This is a genomic window from Flavobacterium hydatis, assembly GCF_000737695.1.
GTDB classification, from domain to species: domain Bacteria; phylum Bacteroidota; class Bacteroidia; order Flavobacteriales; family Flavobacteriaceae; genus Flavobacterium; species Flavobacterium hydatis.
Window position 1 is genome coordinate 1 of the sequence record NZ_JPRM01000017.1, and the last position, 21,448, is coordinate 21,448.

General features: G+C 33.1%; 13 protein-coding genes. 6 read left to right on the plus strand and 7 right to left on the minus strand.

Annotation, left to right across the window (positions count from 1 at the left end; translation table 11 throughout):
- Positions 1-17 precede the first annotated feature (17 nt).
- Both IW20_RS12045 and IW20_RS12050 read right to left on the minus strand, forming a co-directional pair.
- Positions 18-1,610, minus strand: a complete 1,593-nt coding sequence (locus IW20_RS12045) for a peptide chain release factor 3 (RefSeq protein WP_035622490.1) — start codon at positions 1,608-1,610, stop codon at positions 18-20.
- Positions 1,611-1,786: 176 nt separating this feature from the next.
- Positions 1,787-3,220 carry an alpha-amylase gene (locus tag IW20_RS12050; protein WP_035622493.1) on the minus strand — a complete coding sequence of 478 codons (1,434 nt, stop codon included), beginning with the start codon at positions 3,218-3,220 and terminating at the stop codon, positions 1,787-1,789.
- 568 nt (positions 3,221-3,788) lie between these two features.
- Here IW20_RS12050 and IW20_RS12055 point away from each other — a divergent pair.
- The 4 genes from IW20_RS12055 to IW20_RS12070 all read left to right on the plus strand — a co-directional run bounded on the left by IW20_RS12055 (position 3,789) and on the right by IW20_RS12070 (position 11,843).
- Positions 3,789-5,219, plus strand: coding sequence for a peptidylprolyl isomerase (locus IW20_RS12055; protein WP_035622496.1), 1,431 nt, complete (start codon positions 3,789-3,791; stop codon positions 5,217-5,219).
- A 78-nt stretch (positions 5,220-5,297) separates the two neighbouring features.
- Positions 5,298-6,251 (plus strand): AAA family ATPase, encoded by a 954-nt coding sequence (locus IW20_RS12060; protein WP_035622499.1) that lies wholly within the window; start codon positions 5,298-5,300, stop codon positions 6,249-6,251.
- A 420-nt stretch (positions 6,252-6,671) separates the two neighbouring features.
- Positions 6,672-9,443: a bifunctional aconitate hydratase 2/2-methylisocitrate dehydratase gene (locus IW20_RS12065; RefSeq protein WP_035622503.1), complete on the plus strand. Its 2,772-nt coding sequence runs from the start codon at positions 6,672-6,674 to the stop codon at positions 9,441-9,443.
- Between the two features lie 135 nt (positions 9,444-9,578).
- The gene (locus IW20_RS12070) at positions 9,579-11,843 is read left to right on the plus strand and encodes an aconitate hydratase (protein ID WP_035622506.1); all 2,265 of its coding nucleotides are present in this window, start codon (positions 9,579-9,581) and stop codon (positions 11,841-11,843) included.
- A gap of 168 nt (positions 11,844-12,011) precedes the next feature.
- On the opposite strand, the gene IW20_RS12075 is transcribed toward IW20_RS12070, so the two are convergent.
- Positions 12,012-13,355: a Kelch repeat-containing protein gene (locus tag IW20_RS12075; RefSeq protein WP_035622509.1), complete on the minus strand. Its 1,344-nt coding sequence runs from the start codon at positions 13,353-13,355 to the stop codon at positions 12,012-12,014.
- A 245-nt stretch (positions 13,356-13,600) separates the two neighbouring features.
- Between IW20_RS12075 and IW20_RS12080 the strand changes: the two genes are divergently transcribed.
- Positions 13,601-14,827: a C40 family peptidase gene (locus tag IW20_RS12080; protein WP_035622512.1), complete on the plus strand. Its 1,227-nt coding sequence runs from the start codon at positions 13,601-13,603 to the stop codon at positions 14,825-14,827.
- A 48-nt stretch (positions 14,828-14,875) separates the two neighbouring features.
- Here the strand turns inward: IW20_RS12080 and IW20_RS12085 are convergent, their stop codons facing one another.
- The 3 genes from IW20_RS12085 to IW20_RS12095 form a co-directional block, all read right to left on the minus strand.
- On the minus strand, positions 14,876-15,241 hold the full coding sequence (locus IW20_RS12085) for an iron chaperone (protein WP_035622515.1): 366 nt from the start codon (positions 15,239-15,241) through the stop codon (positions 14,876-14,878).
- A gap of 73 nt (positions 15,242-15,314) precedes the next feature.
- On the minus strand, positions 15,315-16,802 hold the full coding sequence (locus IW20_RS12090) for a serine hydrolase (protein ID WP_035622639.1): 1,488 nt from the start codon (positions 16,800-16,802) through the stop codon (positions 15,315-15,317).
- Positions 16,803-16,904: 102 nt separating this feature from the next.
- Positions 16,905-18,008 (minus strand): glycosyltransferase family 9 protein, encoded by a 1,104-nt coding sequence (locus IW20_RS12095; RefSeq protein ID WP_051885715.1) that lies wholly within the window; start codon positions 18,006-18,008, stop codon positions 16,905-16,907.
- A gap of 650 nt (positions 18,009-18,658) precedes the next feature.
- Here IW20_RS12095 and IW20_RS12100 point away from each other — a divergent pair.
- On the plus strand, positions 18,659-20,068 hold the full coding sequence (locus IW20_RS12100) for an APC family permease (RefSeq protein ID WP_035622518.1): 1,410 nt from the start codon (positions 18,659-18,661) through the stop codon (positions 20,066-20,068).
- 132 nt (positions 20,069-20,200) lie between these two features.
- Here IW20_RS12100 and ald read toward each other — a convergent pair whose 3' ends face one another.
- On the minus strand, positions 20,201-21,316 hold the full coding sequence (gene ald / locus IW20_RS12105; protein ID WP_035622521.1) for an alanine dehydrogenase: 1,116 nt from the start codon (positions 21,314-21,316) through the stop codon (positions 20,201-20,203).
- Positions 21,317-21,448: the final 132 nt, after the last annotated feature.

Here is a 21,448-nt window from a genome sequence, read left to right on the forward strand (position 1 = left end):
AAGATTGAATCGGATAATTATTCAAATTCAGAAGTGAAAAATAATTTTACACTTGGATATTTATTTTGAGTCATTTGTATCGTAAAATCAGAATCGGCTAAAAACACTAATTGACCGTATTTATCTTTTGCTAAGAATTTTTGTTTGATACGTTTAAATTCTTTGAATTCATCATTTTTTGCATCATCAGGTTTTACCCAACATGCTTTGTGAACAGGGAAATTTTCATACGTACATTTTGCACCATATTCATGCTCCAAACGGTACTGAATTACCTCATATTGAAGAGCTCCAACAGTTCCGATTACCTTACGGTTATTCATTTCAAGAGTAAATAACTGCGCAACACCTTCATCCATTAATTGATCAACACCTTTGTCTAATTGCTTAGCTTTCATTGGGTCGGCATTATTAATGTATCTAAAGTGTTCTGGTGAGAAACTTGGGATTCCTTTAAAGCTCATTACTTCACCTTCGGTTAATGTATCACCAATTTTGAAATTTCCTGTATCGTGTAAACCAACAATATCACCAGGATATGAAATATCTACAATTTCTTTCTTCTCTGCGAAAAAAGCATTCGGACTAGAAAATTTTAGATTTTTTTTCTGGCGAACGTGGTAATAAGGTTTGTTTCTTTCGAAAGTACCCGAAACAATTTTGATAAATGCTAAACGGTCTCTATGTTTAGGATCCATATTGGCATGTATTTTAAATACAAAACCAGTCATTTTTTCTTCTGTTGGATCAACTAAACGAGTTTCAGAATCTTTTGGTCTTGGTGATGGAGCGATAGTAACAAAACAATCTAATAATTCACGTACTCCAAAGTTATTTAATGCAGAACCAAAAAAGACAGGTTGCAATTTTCCATCTAAATAATCCTGACGATCAAATTTAGGATAAACTTCATCAATTAATTCTAATTCTTCACGAAGTTTTTCCGCTGCTTTCTCTCCAACAATTTTATCTAGTTCTGGATTATTTTGAACATCAGAGAAAGCGATAGTTTCTTCGATATTTTTACGGCTGTCTCCACTAAAAAGGTTGATGTTTTGTTCCCATAAGTTGTAGATTCCTTGAAAATCGTAACCCATTCCGATAGGGAAACTTAATGGAGTAACAGTCAAACCTAATTTTTGTTCTACTTCGTCCATCAAATCAAAAGCATCTTTACCTTCACGATCTAATTTGTTGATAAAAACAATCATCGGAATATTACGCATTCTACAAACTGCAACCAATTTTTCAGTTTGTTCCTCAACTCCTTTTGCAACGTCTATTACAACAATTACGCTATCTACAGCAGTTAAAGTTCTAAAAGTATCTTCAGCAAAATCCTTGTGCCCAGGAGTATCAAGGATATTGATTTTTTTATCTTTATAATTAAAGGCTAGTACAGATGTAGAAACCGAAATTCCTCTCTGACGTTCGATTTCCATGAAATCACTCGTAGCTCCTTTTTTTATTTTATTGTTTTTTACTGCACCTGCTTCTTGAATAGCACCCCCAAATAACAGTAACTTCTCCGTTAAGGTTGTTTTACCGGCATCAGGATGCGATATAATTCCAAATGTTCTTCTGCGTTGTATTTCTTTTAAAAAGCTCATATTTCGTATAAATAGGTTGCAAAAGTACTATTAATTACGGCTTAATAAAAATATTAGCTTCTTATTTAAGCCTGTTTGGTTTAGAAAATTTGTTGTTATTATTAGATTGTTTGAATAAAAAAGAGGCTGATTATTTAAATCAGCCTCAAAATTAAATCAGTTTTATTAGTTAATAATTAATTATTAATCGACCAGACGGTATATCCTTTTGGCGGACATTGAATTTTTACCCACTGATCAGCTTGTGTTGTAGGATACCAACTAGAACTTCCTGTAAAATCTTTTATTTGAGTATTAGCCCAATTAGTTTGGATCCATCTTTCTTGCCATGATGATGAGTTATTGATATATACCACTAAACCGGGGTTTCCGTTATATCCGTTTCTGCGGGCAATATATTCGTCGTTGTCAGAATATAAAATAGAAGTTGTTCCTGTTGCTTTATTATTATGAATCCAGATAAGATTATTTAATTTGCTTTTATCTAGCCATTCTTCATAATCTCTGTAAAAAATAGTTGGATATCCTTCGTGAGTTAAAATATAGGAATAAGCCAATAATTTGTTTGAAATTTCATCAGTATCATGATTCGTAACAAAAGTTACCGCTTTATACGGGTTTCTTTTCCACATCATATCATCATTTAATACGGCAAGATTATTTCCATCAAACGCATCATTCATTTTGTAATAACAAGCAAAATCAAAAACAGAACTATTGGCATTATTAGCCCAGTCATTTAATACGTTTACATTCGAATCCCATAATTCGCCAACCGAAAAGCCGCCTACATTTGCATTCCAAGCATTTACGACCCACGCACCAAATCCTTTAACGTAATCAAATCTCCAGCCATCAAATTTCATGGTATTTTTATAATATTTACCAACACCATCAGCTCTAAGCCATAACCAATCTTGGACATGAGGATTTGCGTGGCATAAATCTGGGAAACCACCAAAAGATCCTTCGTCATTATTACCGTAGCTATTTTTATAAAAGTCATTATAATTACGAGTGAATTTTCCTGAAGCAACTCCGCTAAAATTAGTCCAAGTATTTGTTCCAGTAAATGGATTTGCTTCCGATTGTCCTCCACTGTTATGATTAATTACAATATCGGCATATACTTGCATATTTTCAGTATGTGCTTTGCTAATCAAACTTACCAATTCAGTTTTAGAGCCAAATCGAGTTTCTGTAGAGCCATTTTGATTATAATCTCCAAAATCAAAATAATCTGTAGGATCATAGCCCATAGAAAAAGCTCCGTTTTGTGCTTTTGATGCAGGAGGTAACCAAATTGAGCCAATTCCAGCATTCGACCAGTCGGTAATTTTGGTGTTTATTGTATTCCACCAATTACCGCCAGCAGGAACATCCCAATAAAAAGCCTGCATCATTACGCCTCCACCAGGATTGGCAACGTATTTTCCAGTAGTAGGAGTTCCTGTGCTAAATGGACGTCCATCATGTTTAGTTACGTTAATAACTTTGAACTGAGTATTTGCAGCAGCAACTTCAGATTCTGCATTTTCATTTGAGCTACAGGAGTAAAAAAATGCTGTTAAAGCAGTAACTAAATAGAGTTTTACAATTTGTTTTTTCATGATTAAATGATTTTTAGGTTAATTAAGGATTTGGGTAATCAAATTGTGATTAATTAAATAATTAGCTAATTAATTGTTTAATTACTGTTTTTAAATGCTAAATAGTAATAATCACATATCGAATGTATGCAAAACTTGTTTACCTAATTATTTTGAAATTTTATTTAATAAGCGAAAACGTTGTAGTGTTGAAAACTTTGTTGTATTAAGTTAAAAATGAGTGATTTGATTGGGTGTTGTTTTGGGTTTTATAGATAAAAAACAATGAGATAATAGGATAGATGATTCTTAAAATTGCTTTAAATATTAGATGTAGTGAATTCTTGAGAATAAGATTTTTTTTAGTTGCATATAATTTTTTGTTAATAGTATTAACTATACTTGTATTATGTGATTGAATTGTTATTTTTGTTCGTTATAAGTTAATTAAGCAATGTTTGTTAGATTTGTAAAGATTTTTATTTTCTGAACATTTAAAATATATATTGAAATATGCGGTTTACTATATTTGTAAGCCAATAATGCTAAATAATAAAGCTACTTTACATTAAAATTAAATTTTAAAATAATGCTATTAAAAAAATTACGAATAAAAACTATCAATTGTCAATTTGTATTTACAATAAGTTTTTTGCTTCTTTTCAATTCGCTAACCAGAGCGCAAGAAATTATTAAGGATACGGTTATAGCAAAGCCAGTTGTAGTTAAAAGTAATCAGAAACAAAAAATTGATGGTATTATCGCTACTGTAGGTGATTACATTATTTTAGATTCAGATATCGATAAAGGATACCTAGAAATTAGTAGTCAGGGAGGATCTATAAAAGATGTTTCTAGATGCCAGATGTTAGGAAAACTTCTAGAAGATAAACTATACGCGCACCAAGCTATTCAGGATAGTATTATTGTAAGTGATGCCGAAGTAAAAGGTATGATGGATGAACGATTAAATTATATGGTTCAGCAAATCGGAGATATAAATAAGGTAGTTCAGTATTACAAAAAGAATTCTATTGAAGAATTTAAAACATATTTTGCCGACATCTTAAAAGAGCAAAAGTTAGCATCTGAAATGCAAAAAAAGATCATCGATGGAGTTGAAATAACTCCAGAAGAAGTTCGTAGTTTTTTCAAAAAAATTCCTGAAAATGAATTGCCAACATTTGGAGCAGAAATGGAAGTGGCACAGATTGTTGTGAATCCTAAAATTTCTGACGCTGAAAAGAAAAAAGTAATCGATCGTTTAAACGGTATTAAGAAAGATGTAGAAGACGGAGCTAGTTTTGCAACCAAAGCTGTTTTGTACTCACAAGATCCAGGTTCTAGTTCGAATGGAGGATATTATAAGATGACAAGAAAGACACCTTTCGTAAAAGAGTTTAAGGAGGTAGCTTTTAGTCTTCAGGAAGGAGAGATTTCTGCGCCTTTTGAAACTACTTTCGGGTTTCATATTATAAAAATTGATAAGATTAAAGGACAAGAAGTAGAGTTGCGTCATATCCTGATAGCGCCAGTAGTTTCTGAAGATGCTTTAAAAGAAGCAAAAGAAAGAATTACAGGAATTAGAGAGAAGATAATAGATAAGAAAGTAACTTTTGCTGAAGCAGCCAGAGCAGATTCTGACGAAAAAGAAACACGTGCAAACGGTGGAGCTTTGATTAATCCAAATACGCAAGATACACGTTTTGAATTAACAAAAATGGATCCTACTTTATATAGTCAGGTTTCTAATTTAAAAGATAATGAAGTTTCACAACCAGTTTTAGATACTGATCCACAAGGGAAAAAGAGTTATAAGTTAATTACTGTAACAAAAAGAATCGAAGCACATACTGCTGATTACGGTAAGGATTATATCAAGATTAAAGATTTAGCTTTAAAAGAAAAACAAATTAAAGCTATCGCTAAATGGTTTGATGAAAAAATAAAAGAAACTTACATTAAGATTCTTGGTGAGTACAGAGATTGTACTTTTACTAATAATTGGTTGAAAAAATAATTTTTATATAATAAATAAAAAGAGTTAGTTTTATGTGTTCATAGAACTAACTCTTTTTAATTTTAAATACATTCATAGATGTCTGATGTAACAGCAATTCATAACTTAGTTCAAAAACGTAATGAATTAAAAACCGAAATCGCAAAAATTATTGTAGGTCAGGATGCAGTTGTAGATCAAATTTTGATTTGCATTTTCTCTGGCGGACATGCTCTTTTAATAGGTGTGCCTGGATTGGCAAAAACATTATTGATAAATACGCTATCTCAGGCTTTAGGACTTGATTTTAAAAGAATTCAATTTACTCCAGATTTAATGCCTTCTGATATTTTGGGAAGCGAAATCTTGGATGAAAACAGACGTTTCAAGTTTATAAAAGGACCAGTTTTTTCTAATATTATTTTGGCAGATGAGATTAATAGAACGCCGCCAAAAACGCAAGCAGCTTTACTAGAGGCGATGCAGGAGCGTTCGGTAACGATTGCTGGTGAAAATCATAAATTAGATTTGCCTTACTTTGTATTGGCTACACAAAACCCGATTGAGCAAGAAGGAACGTATCCTTTGCCAGAAGCACAATTGGACCGTTTTATGTTTGCTATAAAATTAGAATATCCAAGTTTTGAAGAAGAAGTACAAGTTGTAAAGCGTACAACTTCAGATAACACAAGTACAATAAATCCGCTGTTTACTGCTCAGGAAATTATAGATTTTCAGCATTTAATTCGTCGAATTCCAGTTGCTGATAATGTGATAGAATATGCTGTAACGTTGGTGAGTAAAACACGTCCTGATAATAGTCTGACGAATGATTTTGTTAAAAATTACCTGGATTGGGGAGCAGGTCCAAGAGCTTCGCAAAATTTAATTTTGGCGGCAAAAGCACATGCTGCATTCAATGGTAAATTCTCGCCAGATATTGAAGATGTAAAAGCTGTAGCGACTGGTATTTTGAGACATCGAATTATTAAAAATTATAAAGCCGATGCCGAAGGAATTACAGAAGAAATCATCATTCAAAAATTGATGTAAATTATAGGAAAAACTTTTAGAGTAAGCCTGATGATTGTCGTCAGGCTTTTTTATTTATGTTGATTTGAATTTTAAATAATTATCAATTTTGTGATAATGAGAAATGTTTCAGATGATGTAAAAAGGTGTAACTATAACGTTGTAAATTTTAATTTAGAAAGATTCTTAGTTAAAAACGAGGTAAAATCTGACTTCCTTTTTAAGGTCGAATTTCGACTTTGCTAAAGAAAAGATTTTAAAATGTTAATAATTCATTTTTTTAATTCAAAACTGTTGTTTTGACAAAAACAAGCAGTCAAAATCGTTTTTTAATAATAATAATTTTTGAAAAGGCGAGTTCTGTTATATTTTTTTTAATTCTCGGCTTTAATTTTTAAATTTGCGTACAAAAAAATAAGATACCTAGAAAATACTTCGATTATGAATACTTATAACGATTACATTAAAGAGATTGCAGAACGCAAAGACCAAGGACTTCACCCGAAGCCAATTGATGGTGCTGAGTTGTTAAGCGTGATTATTGACCAAATTAAAGATTTAGATAACGAATATCGTGAAGAATCTATTAAACACTTTATTTATAACACTATACCAGGAACTACAAGTGCTGCAGGTGTAAAAGCTAAGTTTTTAAAAGAGATTATTCTTGGAGAATCTGTAGTGAAAGAAATAACACCAGCTTTTGCATTTGAGTTGTTATCACACATGAAGGGTGGACCTTCTATTGAAGTGTTGCTAGATTTAGCTTTAGGTAATGATGCTGCTATTGCAAAAGAAGCTGGAGATGTTCTTAAAACACAAGTTTACCTTTATGAGGCAGACACAGATCGTTTAAAAGAAGCGTTTAAAAATGGTAATCCAATTGCTATAGAAATTATTAAAAGCTATGCACAGGCAGAGTTTTTTACTAAACTACCAGAAGTAGTAGAGGAAATTAAAGTAGTTACTTTTATTGCTGGTGAAGGTGATATCTCTACCGATTTATTGTCTCCGGGTAATCAGGCTCACTCACGTTCTGATCGTGAACTTCATGGGCAGTGTATGATTACACCAAAAGCACAAGAAGAAATTAAGGCTTTACAAGCACAACATCCAGACAAAAGTGTGATGTTAATTGCTGAGAAAGGTACTATGGGAGTTGGTTCTTCTAGAATGTCAGGTGTAAACAACGTGGCACTTTGGACAGGAAAACAAGCAAGCCCATATATTCCATTCGTTAACATAGCTCCAATTGTTGGAGGAACAAATGGTATTTCACCAATTTTCTTAACAACTGTAGATGTTACAGGAGGTATTGGTTTAGACCTTAAAAACTGGGTTAAAAAGCTAGATGCAGATGGTAACGTTGTTCGTAATGAAAGTGGTGATCCTGTTCTTGAAGAGGTATATTCAGTCGCTACAGGTACAGTACTTACAATAAATACAAAGACAAAAAAACTTTATAACGGAGATAAAGAATTAATTGATATTTCTAAGGCTTTTACGCCTCAGAAAATGGAATTTATAAAAGCTGGAGGATCATATGCAATTGTATTTGGTAAAAAACTTCAAACATTGGCAGCTAAAATTTTAGAAATTGAGGCTCCTCTTGTGTTTGCTCCGTCAAAAGAGATTTCTCTTGAAGGACAAGGACTTACAGCAGTAGAAAAAATCTTCAACAAAAATGCTGTTGGTATAGCTCCGGGTAAAGTATTACACGCAGGTTCAGATGTTCGTGTAGAAGTAAACATTGTAGGGTCACAAGACACTACAGGACTTATGACTGCTCAAGAATTAGAGTCTATGGCAGCTACAGTAATTTCGCCAATCGTTGATGGTGCATACCAATCAGGTTGTCACACCGCTTCAGTATGGGATAAAAAAGCTCAGGCAAATATTCCTAAACTGATGAAATTCATGAACGATTTCGGATTAATCACAGCTCGTGACCCGAAAGGAGTTTATCACGCAATGACAGATGTAATTCACAAAGTTCTTAATGATATTACTATTGATGAGTGGGCTATCATTATTGGTGGTGACTCACATACAAGAATGTCAAAAGGTGTTGCTTTTGGTGCTGACTCAGGAACAGTTGCACTTGCACTTGCTACTGGAGAGGCTTCTATGCCAATTCCGGAATCTGTGAAGGTGACGTTTAAGGGTGAGATGAAAGATTATATGGACTTCCGTGATGTGGTTCATGCTACACAAGCTCAAATGCTTAAAAAGTTTGGTGGAGAGAATGTTTTCCAAGGTAGAATTATCGAGGTTCACATCGGAACTCTTACTGCTGACCAGGCATTTACATTTACAGATTGGACTGCAGAAATGAAAGCTAAGGCTTCTATCTGTATTTCTGAAGATGACACCTTGATTGAATCATTAGAGATTGCAAAAGGAAGAATCCAGATTATGATCAATAAAGGAATGGACAATGAAAAACAAGTTCTTCAAGGGTTGATCAACAAAGCAGATAAGAGAATTGCAGAAATTAAATCGGCTGAGAAACCAGCTCTTACTCCAGATGCAAATGCTAAGTATTATGCAGAAGTTGTTGTAGATCTTGATCAAATTATTGAGCCAATGATTGCTGACCCAGACGTAAATAATGCTGATGTTTCTAAGAGATATACGCACGATACAATTAGACCTCTTTCTTTCTACGGAGGAGAGAAAAAAGTAGACTTAGGGTTTATTGGTTCTTGTATGGTTCACAAAGGAGATATGAAGATTCTTGCTCAAATGCTTAAAAATATCGAAGAGCAACATGGTAAAGTTGAGTTCAAAGCGCCACTTGTTGTAGCGCCACCTACTTATAATATTGTAGATGAGCTTAAAGCTGAAGGAGACTGGGAAGTTTTACAAAAATACTCAGGTTTCGAATTTAACGATAGCGCACCTAAAGGAGCAGCACGTACAGAATACGAGAATATGTTATACTTAGAGCGTCCAGGATGTAACCTATGTATGGGTAATCAGGAAAAAGCTGCAAAAGGAGATACTGTAATGGCAACATCTACACGTCTTTTCCAAGGGAGAGTTGTAGAAGATACTGAAGGTAAAAAAGGAGAATCATTACTTTCTTCTACACCGGTAGTAGTTTTATCTACAATTTTAGGTAGAACTCCTACGCTTGCTGAATATACAGCTGCAGTAGATGGTATTAGCTTGACTAGGTTTGCACCTTCTCATAAACTGTTAGTAATGTAATTTACGATTAGTTATAATCATTATATATAAAAGGCCTGAGTGATAAACTCAGGCTTTTTTTCTTTTCTACCTCTTCTATTTTTTGTAACTTGTGATGTTCAAAAAAAATAAAAAAAAACAAAAACAATTATACTTATGGCTTTTGATATTGAAATGATTAAAAAAGTGTATGAGAACATGCCAGGTCGTGTTGATAAAGCACGCGAGATTGTTGGTCGTCCACTTACTTTAACGGAGAAAATTTTGTACAATCACCTTTGGGATGGAAATCCAACTAAGGCGTTTGGTAGAGGAGTCGATTATGTTGATTTTGCTCCAGATCGAGTAGCATGTCAGGATGCAACAGCACAAATGGCATTATTGCAATTTATGCATGCTGGTAAGGCTAAAGTAGCAGTGCCTACAACTGTTCATTGTGATCACTTAATTCAAGCTAAAGTAGATGCTGTAACCGATTTGGCTAGAGCAAAAACTCAAAGTAATGAAGTTTTCGACTTCTTGTCGTCAGTTTCTAATAAATACGGAATTGGTTTCTGGAAGCCAGGAGCAGGTATTATTCACCAAGTAGTGCTTGAGAATTATGCTTTTCCTGGAGGAATGATGATTGGTACCGATTCACATACTGTAAATGCAGGAGGTTTAGGGATGGTAGCTATTGGTGTTGGTGGAGCCGATGCAGTAGATGTTATGTCAGGAATGGCATGGGAATTAAAATTTCCTAAATTAATTGGAGTAAAATTAACTGGTAAATTATCAGGATGGACAGCTCCAAAAGATGTTATCCTTAAAGTTGCTGGTATTCTTACTGTAAAAGGTGGTACAGGAGCAATCGTTGAATATTTTGGCGAAGGAGCAACTTCTATGTCATGTACAGGAAAAGGTACTATTTGTAATATGGGTGCAGAGATTGGAGCTACAACTTCAACTTTTGGTTATGATGATTCAATGAGTCGTTACCTGCGTTCTACAAATAGAGCCGATGTTGCAGATGCTGCAGATAAAGTAGCTTCTTACTTAACAGGAGATCCAGAAGTTTACGCTAATCCAGAAAAATATTTTGATCAAGTTATCGAAATTAACTTAACGGAATTAGAGCCACACTTAAACGGTCCTTTTACGCCAGATTTAGCTACGCCAATTTCTAAAATGAAAGAAGCAGCAATCAAAAATAACTGGCCATTACAAATTCAGGTTGGTTTAATAGGTTCATGTACAAACTCATCTTACGAAGATATTTCGCGTGCGGCATCTTTGGCAAGACAAGTTTCGGCTAAAAAATTAAAAACAAAATCACAGTTTACTATTACTCCAGGTTCGGAGGTAGTTCGCTATACAATCGAGCGTGATGGTTTTATCGATACATTCCATAAAATTGGAGCGACAGTATTTGCTAACGCTTGCGGACCGTGTATTGGTATGTGGGATAGAGAAGGAGCAGAGAAAGAAGAAAGAAATACAATCGTTCACTCTTTTAATCGTAACTTCTCAAAACGTGCCGATGGTAATCCAAATACGCTAGCTTTTGTAGGTTCGCCAGAATTGGTAACCGCTATGGCTATCGCAGGAGATTTAAGTTTTAATCCATTAACAGATACTTTAATCAATGAAGATGGAGAAGAAGTAATGTTAGATGAGCCTACAGGAGACGAATTGCCTCCAAAAGGATTTGATGTTAAAGATCCAGGATTCCAGGTTCCGGCAGCAGATGGTTCAGGAGTTCAGGTAGTTGTAAGCCCAACATCAGAGCGTTTACAATTATTAGCTCCGTTTGATGCTTGGGATGGTAAAAACATTACAGGTGCTAAATTGTTAATCAAAGCATTCGGAAAATGTACTACAGACCACATTTCTATGGCAGGACCATGGTTACGTTTCCGCGGACATTTAGATAATATTTCTAACAATATGTTGATTGGTGCAGTAAATGCATACAACCAAAAAACAAATTCAGTTAAAAATCAATTAACAGGAACATACGATGCAGTTCCTGCAGTTGCACGTGCATACAAAGCGGCTGGAGTTCCATCTATCGTTGTGGGAGACCATAACTATGGCGAAGGATCTTCTCGTGAGCACGCAGCAATGGAGCCACGTTTCTTAGGAGTTAAAGCGGTATTAGTAAAATCGTTTGCTCGTATCCACGAAACAAACCTTAAAAAACAAGGACTTTTGGGATTAACATTTGCTAATGAAACAGATTATGACAAAATCCAAGAAGATGATACAATCAATTTTGTTGATTTAGTAGATTTTGCTCCAGGAAAACCATTAACGTTAGAATTCGTTCACGCAGATGGAACTAAAGATATAATCTTAGCAAATCATACATATAATGCAGGACAAATTGGCTGGTTTGTAGCTGGTTCAGCATTAAACTTAATTGCAGCCGGAAAAGCGTAATTAAAGATTTAAACTATACTAAAAACTCTCAAGGCAACTTGGGAGTTTTTTTATTTGGAGCTATTTCCAGCTATCCGCTATATCTTTTCTTTTTTAAAGAAAAAAAGAAAAGGATGCCGCTCCTATCTGGGCTAGAAAACTCGTTTACAGGATTAACTTTTTTATAAATTATAAAAATTTACTTCTATTAGTTTTTGTGTTTTCAAATTCCGTTATATCAATACTATAATTGTTTGATGATGGGGATCTGGAATAATCATTCTCCGTATAACCTCCAAGTAAATACAATTTGTTATCACTGTAAAACATTTCAGCGGCTTTTAGTGGTAATGAAATTAAGTATTCTTTTAGTTGTTTGGTTAAGATATTGTAGGTGAAAATTTTTTCATTTTCAAGAATATAAATTATACTGTCATTATAAGTAACGGCAGGTTTGCTTAAACCATAAAATAGTTCGCCTTCAGTTTGCCATTTCTCAGTAGTTAAATCAAAAGATTCCATTTCAGATATAGGCTTTCCATTAAAACCACCAATTAGATAAATTTTATTTCCAATCAAAACTCCTTCCGTTTCTTTAGCAGTAAGCATATCTGGTAGTTCATACCAATATCCTGAAGATATATTATAAGAATGTGCTTTTTTAGAGTATTCCTTTATTCCATTTTCGGTCATTTTTACAGAACCGCCCATAACTATTATGTTGTCATTATATGTAAAAGAAGCAAAATCGGCTGCTTGATGTGGGTTTGTGTCATCTATAGTAATTGATCCTTTGTTTATGTCAAAAACTTCAATCTTATTATCCAGATATTCAAATTTTCCATTTGCCGAAGAACTTTTACCGCCCAAAACATAAATTGTATTATTGTAGAAATTGAGATTATGATAGGCTCTTTTTCTAAATTTTATTTTTGATGTTTCCCAGCTATCTGTTTTTATATCATAAATTAATAACTTGTTGCTGTATAATTTTAAGGTCATTTGCTTTCTAAGTTCTTCAATGTAGTCATTCAAGGTGAAATCTGCTTTAGTATATTTTGCTTTTTTAAAAGCATCAGATTCAAAAGAGGCATCACCACCAATAACATAGATTTTATTGTCTTTTAGTACAGAGCCAAAAGAAGAGATAGCATATTTTAAAGGAGCTAACTTGGTATAGGCAATTTTCGATTTTAGAGATCTATTCTTAGTAACAGTTACTCCATTTAAAATTTCTACTTCGGGGTCAAGAGAAATAATAGAATTATTTAGCTTTAATTCCGTAAAAGGAACTTTTTTGGCAATGTATCCAATATGCGATATATATAAAGTATCAGTCTCTTGAATTTTGCCAGAAACGACTAGTTTAAATTCTCCTTTTTCATTCGTTAAACTTCTTGTATTTAATTGTTTTACAAAAACATTAGCGTCTTCAATCGGAGTGTTATTTGTTTTGTCGATTACGATTCCTTTTATGTTTTGAGCAATTAATACCGCTGGAAAGAATATGGAAATTAAAATTAGCTTTTTCAAGAATGTTATTTTTTAGTCGGTTATTCCTTGTTTAAAAGTAGGATTATTTTTTCAGGTAAAATAATTGAATTAATATAGAATGATTCTTTTTTATGCGGAATTTGTTAATTTGAATATAAAGAGTTGTTAAAAAATAGCAATTTTTAGTTTAAAAAGTTAAATTAGCTTTTTAAGTAATTGGATTGTTGTTTTTTGATTTTTTTTAAATGAATTAAATGTAATCTGCGAATGTAATTTGAATAAGAATGAAAAGTTTTGGACTGATATTAGCGTTGTTTTTTTTTAGTTTTAGTGTTTTTTCACAAGAAAAATATATTAAGCATAAAATTTCTGAAGGAGAGAACGTTAGCGTTATAGCCAAAAAATACCATGTAAAAGTAAAGGATATTCTAGATTTAAATCCGAAAGCTAGTAAATTGTTAAAACTAAATTCAATTTTACTAATTCCAAGTTCAGAGAAAAATGTTGCTAATAAAGATAAAGCAACAAAAACAAAAACTAAGACCAAAGAAAAAGAGGTAATTGCAAGTAATAAAAGCAATTCAGACAATTCGAATACTGCAACAAGTAATCAAGAAACAACTACACATGAAATCCTACCAAAAGAAACATTGTACGGAATTTCAAAACAATATCAGCTTACAGTTGAAGAATTAAAAAAAGCCAATCCAAAATTAGAAAGTGAAGGATTAAGAATTGGACAGCAAATTATAATTCCAGGTAATGCTAAGCCAATTATAAAAGAAACTGCAATAGTTGCTACTACAATTGTCGCAACTCCTGAGCCAGAGATAATCGAAAAACCAGTAGAAGCCGAAATTGTTCGTGAAGTTTTACCTAAAGAAACTAAATATGCAATTGCCAAAGAATACGGACTTACGGTTAAAGAATTAGAAAGACAAAACCCATTTATAAAAGGAAAATTACCAGTAGGTTACGTTCTTAAAATAAATCCTTCAAAAACATATGTGAAGAAAGAAGGAGTACAAGAAGCTAAAACTTTAATTGATAATACAGCTACAGCAGTAGCAACAACAACGATTAAAGATACTGCAACAACCAACAATATAAAGTTTGTTCATAACTCAGATTTATTAAATCAATTGGTATTAAACGCTACTGAAAACGTAGGAGTCCGGTACCGTTCGGGAGGGACTTCGAGAGCAGGTTTTGATTGTTCAGGTTTAATGGTAACTACATTTGGAAGTTTTGATATTAAGTTACCTAGAAGTTCAATCGAGCAATCACGTATTGGAGTTAAAATAGCATCGGAAGATGCACAAAAAGGAGATTTAATCTTCTTTAAAACCAACGGAAGACGCCAGATAAACCATGTTGGGATGGTAGTTGAAGTATTAGATGGCGAAATTAAATTTGTTCACTCATCTGTACATGGTGGTGTAATTGTATCTTCTACAAAAGAAGCGTACTACGAAAGAAATTTCACCCAAGTCAATCGTATTTTACAATAAAACATAATATAAGTTTTAAGCTTTTAGGCTTACTTAGGTAAAGAATTTTCATTTCTTTATTTTTTCTAGATTTTCTTTCACCCGAAATTTTACAATCTTCGTTATTAAATCCAAAGGCATAGGTTTATTTAATGGAAACTGAATAGAACCTTTTCCTGATTTGTAGATGGAAAGTTGTTCTTGAAAAGCTTCGTTCCCTGAAGGCAACGCATAAAATCCAATATGATTTTTGAAAGCCGCAAAATGCACTAAGTTACCATTGAGCGTAAAAGTAGGAATGGCGTAACTTATTTTCTCTTCAGCATTTGGAGCTGCCTGTTTAATTGTCTGTCTAACTTGTTCTAATATTTCCTGAATTTCTACAGGAAAACCAGCAATATATTCATCAATAGTTTTAGGTTTTGAGCTTATCATAACTTTGAGTTTTATAAAAACCAAAACCGCAATTTTCTTAAATTGCGGCAGTTTAGGTAAATTTTTAAATGTATTATTTAGATATTTCTTCTAATGTTTTCTTTCCGCTTTCATTTTTTGGATCAAGTTGTATTGATTTTTTATAGTTTAAGATAGCGAGTTTTTTATCTCCATCTTTTAAATAAGCCTCGCCTAAACTATCATATACATTTCCTGATTTAGGAAAAGCATCTACATTTGCTTTAAAAACAGCTATTGCTTCTTTAGTTTTTCCTGATTGTAGTAATTCATATCCTGCATAATTCATCTCGTTTTCCTTAACAGCGTATTCATTAGATTTATTTAATTCTGCAAAGTTTTTCAATCCAGTTTCTAATCCTTGAGATTTAATAGTGTTTAATAAAGCATAAGCAGCAGACTTTTTTGGGGCATCATACGGCATATCGTATAAAATTGCTCGTATTGCTATAGACATTTCATTAAGACCAGTTCCTCCGGTATTGTTTAATAAAAGTATCAAATCTTTAGATGATGGAATGCGTGAGATTAATGTATTGAATCCATTTATTCCACCGCCATGTTCAATAATCTGGACTTTTTTATCAGTTTTATCAATGCTAGCTTCCTCAATAAACCAACCGTATCCATAATATGATGTATCAGAGAATCTTGTGTTTATGTATTTGTCAAATAGTAATTTTTTAGAATTAGCAGATAATAATTTTTCTGTATAAAGTGCCTGATCCCATAAGTATAAGTCTTCTACAGTCGAATACAAAGATCCTGCAGCATAAGGAAGAGACATATCGATGTAACTAGAATTTACATAGTTGTTTGTGCTTCTTTCTTTTCTTTCATATCCTGTGGCTCTATTGGCTAAAATAATGTCATGATGGTCGAAACCAGAATTATTCATCTTAAGAGGTGTGAAAATATTATCTTGTAAATATTGCTCATACGTTTTTCCGGTAACTTTCTCTATAATATAACCCAATACAAAATAACCAGAATTGCTATAAGCAAATTTTTCTCCTGGTTTAAACTCAAGAGGTAAGTCGGAAAATATTTTTACAAAAGCTTCGGGAGTGTAAGGATTACGACTAATATCTGAGAAAAAATTAGGAAAAGAAGTGTAATTGGGTATTCCTGCAGTATGTGTAAGTAATTGGTGAATAGTTATTTTATCTCCATTAGTTTTAGAGTAGTCAGGAAGATAAGTAGAAATTGGAACATCTAATTTAAGCTTTCCTTGTTCAACCAATTGGAGGATTGCTAATGCGGTAAATTGTTTGGTAATAGAACCTAACCTAAACTTTGTATTAGGTTCATTTGGGATTTTCCATTCCATGTTGGCCAATCCAAAGCCTTTTTCATAGATTATCTTTCCGTTTTCAGCTACGAGCACAGTTCCATTAAACTGATCATATTTTGAGTATACACTTAGTAATTCGTTAATTTTATCGGCCTTGCTAGTCTGACCAATACATACATTAACGAATAATTGGAAAGCGATACTGAAAATTAGTGCTTTAAATAAAGAGCGATTTGATTTTGTTTCCATGATGATTGATTTGATTGATGATTTTTTCAGTTACTCTACTTTAAATATATGTTAGAATAGACGGTAAATATTTAATAAAGTTACTAAAAAGAAAAACTATCTTCAATAAAGTGCTATAATTGTCGATGTTGTCGTCGTAACCCTCAGCGATAAGTTATGGCTAATCATGTATGCTATAATTTTTGTAGATTTTAGAATAGATGTTTGGTTAGTGTTTATGGCAATACTATGATTATAATAAGGTTCATATTTTTTTTGCTCACTAATTGAGAATAAACCTACAGTTGGTGTTTGTACTGAACTTGCTAAGTGCATGATTCCAGAGTCAGCCCCAATAAAAGCTTCGGTGTTTGCGATTAGCGCACCAATTTCTCGAATATTTTTACTGTAAAAATGAGTGGCTTTAAAGCCAATTTGAGAGACATTTTCGATAGGTAAAATTTCAATAATATTATGGTCAGGATATTGCGTTTTTAGTTTTTTATAAAACTTGCCCCACCATGATTCAGAGTAACATTTGTCACCAGTTGCATAAGTATAAATGCAAAGCGTTTTTCTATCGTTATTGACTAATTTGTCTAGAAGTTTTTTCCCTTCGGCAATTTCAGATTCACTTAATTTCAGATCTAATGGAGCGATAGGTTTGTTATTTGGAATAAAGCCTAATTCGCTTAAATAACTTCTGAAGTTGTATACAGGATATTTTGCGATATGTGCGTAATCAGAATATTTTGATTGGATGTCTTCGACTGTAGAATCTCCAAAGAATTTAAATTTGGAATTTGAAAACTTAACAGAAAGCCTCCCTGATGAAGAATTTTTGTCAACATTAATGGCAATGTCATACGGTTGTTTTCGGAGAGATATCCATGTTGCGATATATTGCAGCAAGCTCTTAAAAGGTTTTTTGGGTAGCTTAATAATTTTATCAACGTTGTCGTAGTTTTCAAACAATATAGGGGCGAGGTTACCTTTTACAAATAAATCTATTTTGCATCCAGGAAATGTAGTTATGACTTCTTCTATGAGTGGGGTGATTAACAGCAGATTTCCTAATCTGGCATTTGGGCGAGAGATTAAAACTCTTTTAATCTCGGGTTTAATGGTTAAGTGTTTTTTATTAGTATTTGTAGAGTGGCCAATATTTTTAGTTAAATTATACATTAACTTTCGTCTAATTATGTTTACGCTTTTTAAGATTTTCATAATGTAAATAATTATTTATTAAACTTATTTTGGTTAAAAAGAAATAAATGGCAACCCGAAGAACAGAAAGAATTAAAAGCAAATTGTAAAAACTTATTTTAGACTCATTGTAATGATAACTAAATGAGGTTGTTATCTGACTTGCTTAAAGTAAAGTTAACTAATTCATTTATAAGGCCATTACATAATTTCCTGTTTTTTTTATACGATCAATCTAAATTGAGTTTTTTTAGCTAATTAACGGTTAATCCTTAGTTAGCTTATAATTAAGTTTTTAGCAGTTGCATGGTGTTTTTAATAAATAGCTTTGTGAATGATTCTAAATGCAATTATTATTTAAAAAACTTCTAATGAAAATGGGATTTGCGTGAGGGGTAGAGGTGATATCCTTTTGCGAGCGAAGCAGAGTAAAAGATAAAGCCGAAAGCCCGACCCGCTTTTTCTGCGGGACACGCCCAAAACGGCATTGTTGTATAAAAGAGAATAATTTATTGGTTTTATCTGATAATGAAAAAGAACTTTGTCTATGCTTTATTTGTTAGTACGACTGAAACTAAAAACAGTGATTGGGGCATGATCTAAAATCGAGTGTGTAAATTCTAAAACTTCTTACAAATTGTATATCTTTAACCAACCAAAAACCAAAAAACATGCAAGAAAACAAACCAGAAGATTTTAAAAGAGAACTCGGATTACTAGACGGAACCATGCTTGTGGTAGGGTCTATGATTGGTTCGGGAATATTTATTGTAAGTGCCGACATAGCTCGACAGGTAGGTTCTGCAGGTTGGCTAACTTTGATTTGGCTAATTTCAGGATTAATAACAGTTATTGCTGCTGTAAGTTATGGAGAGCTCAGTGCGATGTTTCCAAAAGCAGGAGGGCAGTATGTGTACTTAAAAGAAGCTTATAATAAATTGATAGCATTCTTGTACGGATGGAGCTTTTTTGCCGTAATACAAACAGGTACAATTGCTGCAGTAGGAGTTGCATTTGCTAAATTTGCGGCTTATCTCTATGAACCTTTAAGTGATGAAAATATCCTTTTAGAGTTAGGTTCTTTTGATTTAAATGCTGCTCAATTAGTTTCTATTGTAACGATTATTCTATTAACATATATAAATAGTCGTGGAGTTAAAAATAGTAAGATTCTACAAACGGTTTTAACGATTATCAAGATCTTATCACTTTTAGGATTAATTGTTTTCGGGTTAACCCTTGGAGCAAAAGCTTCTGTTTGGGATGCAAATTGGGTAGATGGTTGGTCTACTCGTGCTTTTGATGCAGATACTAAATCTTGGTTTCCGATAGGTGGTACGGCTTTGCTTACAGGTATTTCGGCAGCGATGGTGGGATCTTTGTTCTCTAGTGATGCTTGGAATGGAGTAACCTTTATTGCGGGAGAAATTAAAAATCCAAAACGTAATGTAGGTTTGAGTTTGTTCTTGGGAACTTTTACTGTTGCAAGTATTTATGTTTTAACAAATTTAATGTATCTGGCTGTGGTTCCTTTTGATGAAATTGCAACGGCAAAATCGGATAGAGTAGCAGTTGTAGCATCACAATATATTTTTGGTAATATAGGAACGCTAATTATTGCAATTATGATTATGATTTCGACTTTTGCTTGTAACAATGGTCTAATAATGGCTGGAGCAAGAGTGTATTATACAATGGCAAAAGATGGCTTGTTTTTTAAGAAAGCGGCTGTATTAAATGAATCTAGCGTTCCGGCTTGGGCATTATGGGCGCAATGTGTTTGGGCTTCGGCTTTATGCCTGACAGGAAAATATGGTGACTTGTTAGACTTTGTTATTATCATTGTTCTGATTTTTTACATTCTGACTATTTACGGAATTTTTATTCTACGCAAGAAAATGCCAGATGCCGAGAGACCTTATAAGGCTTTTGGATATCCGTTCTTATCATTTTTATATATTGTAGTAGCATCGGCAATTTGTATTTGCTTATTGCTTACTAAATTTTCTACTTGTGGATGGGGAGTTTTAATTATGTTAACCGGAATTCCAGTTTACTATTTAACAAAGCCAAAAGAATAAGCGAGATAAATCATTAATCTGTGGCAAAATCACTGAAAATAATCAGTGGCAAGTAAAACTATATAAAAACAGAAAACCCGTCCTAAAGACGGGTTTTTCTAGTGTAGTAAGCACTTATGTAGTGATAACTAATTATTTAGCTAACACTAATTCTTCATTAAATGGAAGATTCCAAGCTTCTGCAACTCCTTTATAAAGGATTTTTCCATTAGCGATATTTAATCCTTTTTTCAATTCTTCGTTTTCAGCACAAGCTTTTTCCCATCCTTTGTTTGCTAATTGTAAAGCATAAGGTAAAGTAGCGTTTGTTAAAGCAAGTGTAGATGTGTAAGGTACAGCTCCTGGCATATTAGCCACACAGTAATGTACAATATCATCGATAATAAAAGTTGGGTTTTCGTGAGTTGTTGGTGTACATGTTTCGATACATCCACCTTGGTCAACAGCAACGTCTACAACAACAGTTCCTGGACGCATTAATTTAAGCATATCACGAGTAACTAAGTGAGGTGCTTTTGCTCCTGGAATTAATACTGCTCCAACTACTAAGTCAGCATCAGCGATTGCTTTTGTAATGTTATAGTGGTTAGACATTTGAGTGTTTACGTTTGCAGGCATAATATCATCTAAGTGACGAAGACGTGCTAAACTTACATCCATAATAGTAACTTGAGCTCCTAAACCAGCAGCCATTTTTGCAGCTTGAGTACCAACGATTCCACCACCAAGTACTAATACTTTAGCTGGAGGAACACCTGGAACACCTCCTAAAAGGATTCCTCTTCCTTTTAATGGTTTCTCAAGATATTTAGCTCCTTGTTGGATAGACATACGTCCAGCAACTTCAGACATTGGAACTAATAATGGTAAACTACGGTCAGTTTTTTCAACAGTTTCGTAAGCTAAACATACAGCTCCTTTTTCGATCATTGCGTGTGTTAACGGCTCTGATGAAGCAAAGTGAAAGTATGTAAATAATAATTGATCTTTTTTGATTAAATCATATTCAGATGCAATAGGTTCTTTAACTTTAATAATCATTTCAGCAATAGCATATACCTCTTCAATAGTTGCTAATACCTGAGCACCAGCATTAGTATACTCCTCATCGCTAAATCCACTTCCTAAACCGGCAGTTGCTTGAACGTAAACAACATGTCCGTGTTTTTTCATTTCCGAAACTCCAGCTGGTGTTACAGCTACACGGTTTTCGTTATTCTTGATTTCTTTTGGAACACCTATTATCATTTTTATATCTTTTTTTGTTTTTGTTAATTTTGTTTTACAAAGCTACATATAGAGAATATATTATCGATATTATGGGTATAATTAAGAAAATATTGTTTTTATTTAATATTTTTACAAAAAAATATTCTTTTT

Excerpts from the sequence above, each read along its gene's own strand:
- IW20_RS12100 (WP_035622518.1), top strand. The coding sequence starts at position 18,659 with ATGCAAGAAAACAAACCAGAAGATTTTAAAAGAGAACTCGGATTACTA.
- IW20_RS12045 (WP_035622490.1), bottom strand. The coding sequence starts at position 1,610 with ATGAGCTTTTTAAAAGAAATACAACGCAGAAGAACATTTGGAATTATA.
- IW20_RS12095 (WP_051885715.1), bottom strand. The coding sequence starts at position 18,008 with ATGAAAATCTTAAAAAGCGTAAACATAATTAGACGAAAGTTAATGTAT.
- ald (WP_035622521.1), bottom strand. The coding sequence starts at position 21,316 with ATGATAATAGGTGTTCCAAAAGAAATCAAGAATAACGAAAACCGTGTA.
- IW20_RS12055 (WP_035622496.1), top strand. The coding sequence starts at position 3,789 with ATGCTATTAAAAAAATTACGAATAAAAACTATCAATTGTCAATTTGTA.
- IW20_RS12080 (WP_035622512.1), top strand. The coding sequence starts at position 13,601 with ATGAAAAGTTTTGGACTGATATTAGCGTTGTTTTTTTTTAGTTTTAGT.
- IW20_RS12090 (WP_035622639.1), bottom strand. The coding sequence starts at position 16,802 with ATGGAAACAAAATCAAATCGCTCTTTATTTAAAGCACTAATTTTCAGT.
- IW20_RS12050 (WP_035622493.1), bottom strand. The coding sequence starts at position 3,220 with ATGAAAAAACAAATTGTAAAACTCTATTTAGTTACTGCTTTAACAGCA.
- IW20_RS12070 (WP_035622506.1), top strand. The coding sequence starts at position 9,579 with ATGGCTTTTGATATTGAAATGATTAAAAAAGTGTATGAGAACATGCCA.
- IW20_RS12065 (WP_035622503.1), top strand. The coding sequence starts at position 6,672 with ATGAATACTTATAACGATTACATTAAAGAGATTGCAGAACGCAAAGAC.
- IW20_RS12085 (WP_035622515.1), bottom strand. The coding sequence starts at position 15,241 with ATGATAAGCTCAAAACCTAAAACTATTGATGAATATATTGCTGGTTTT.
- IW20_RS12060 (WP_035622499.1), top strand. The coding sequence starts at position 5,298 with ATGTCTGATGTAACAGCAATTCATAACTTAGTTCAAAAACGTAATGAA.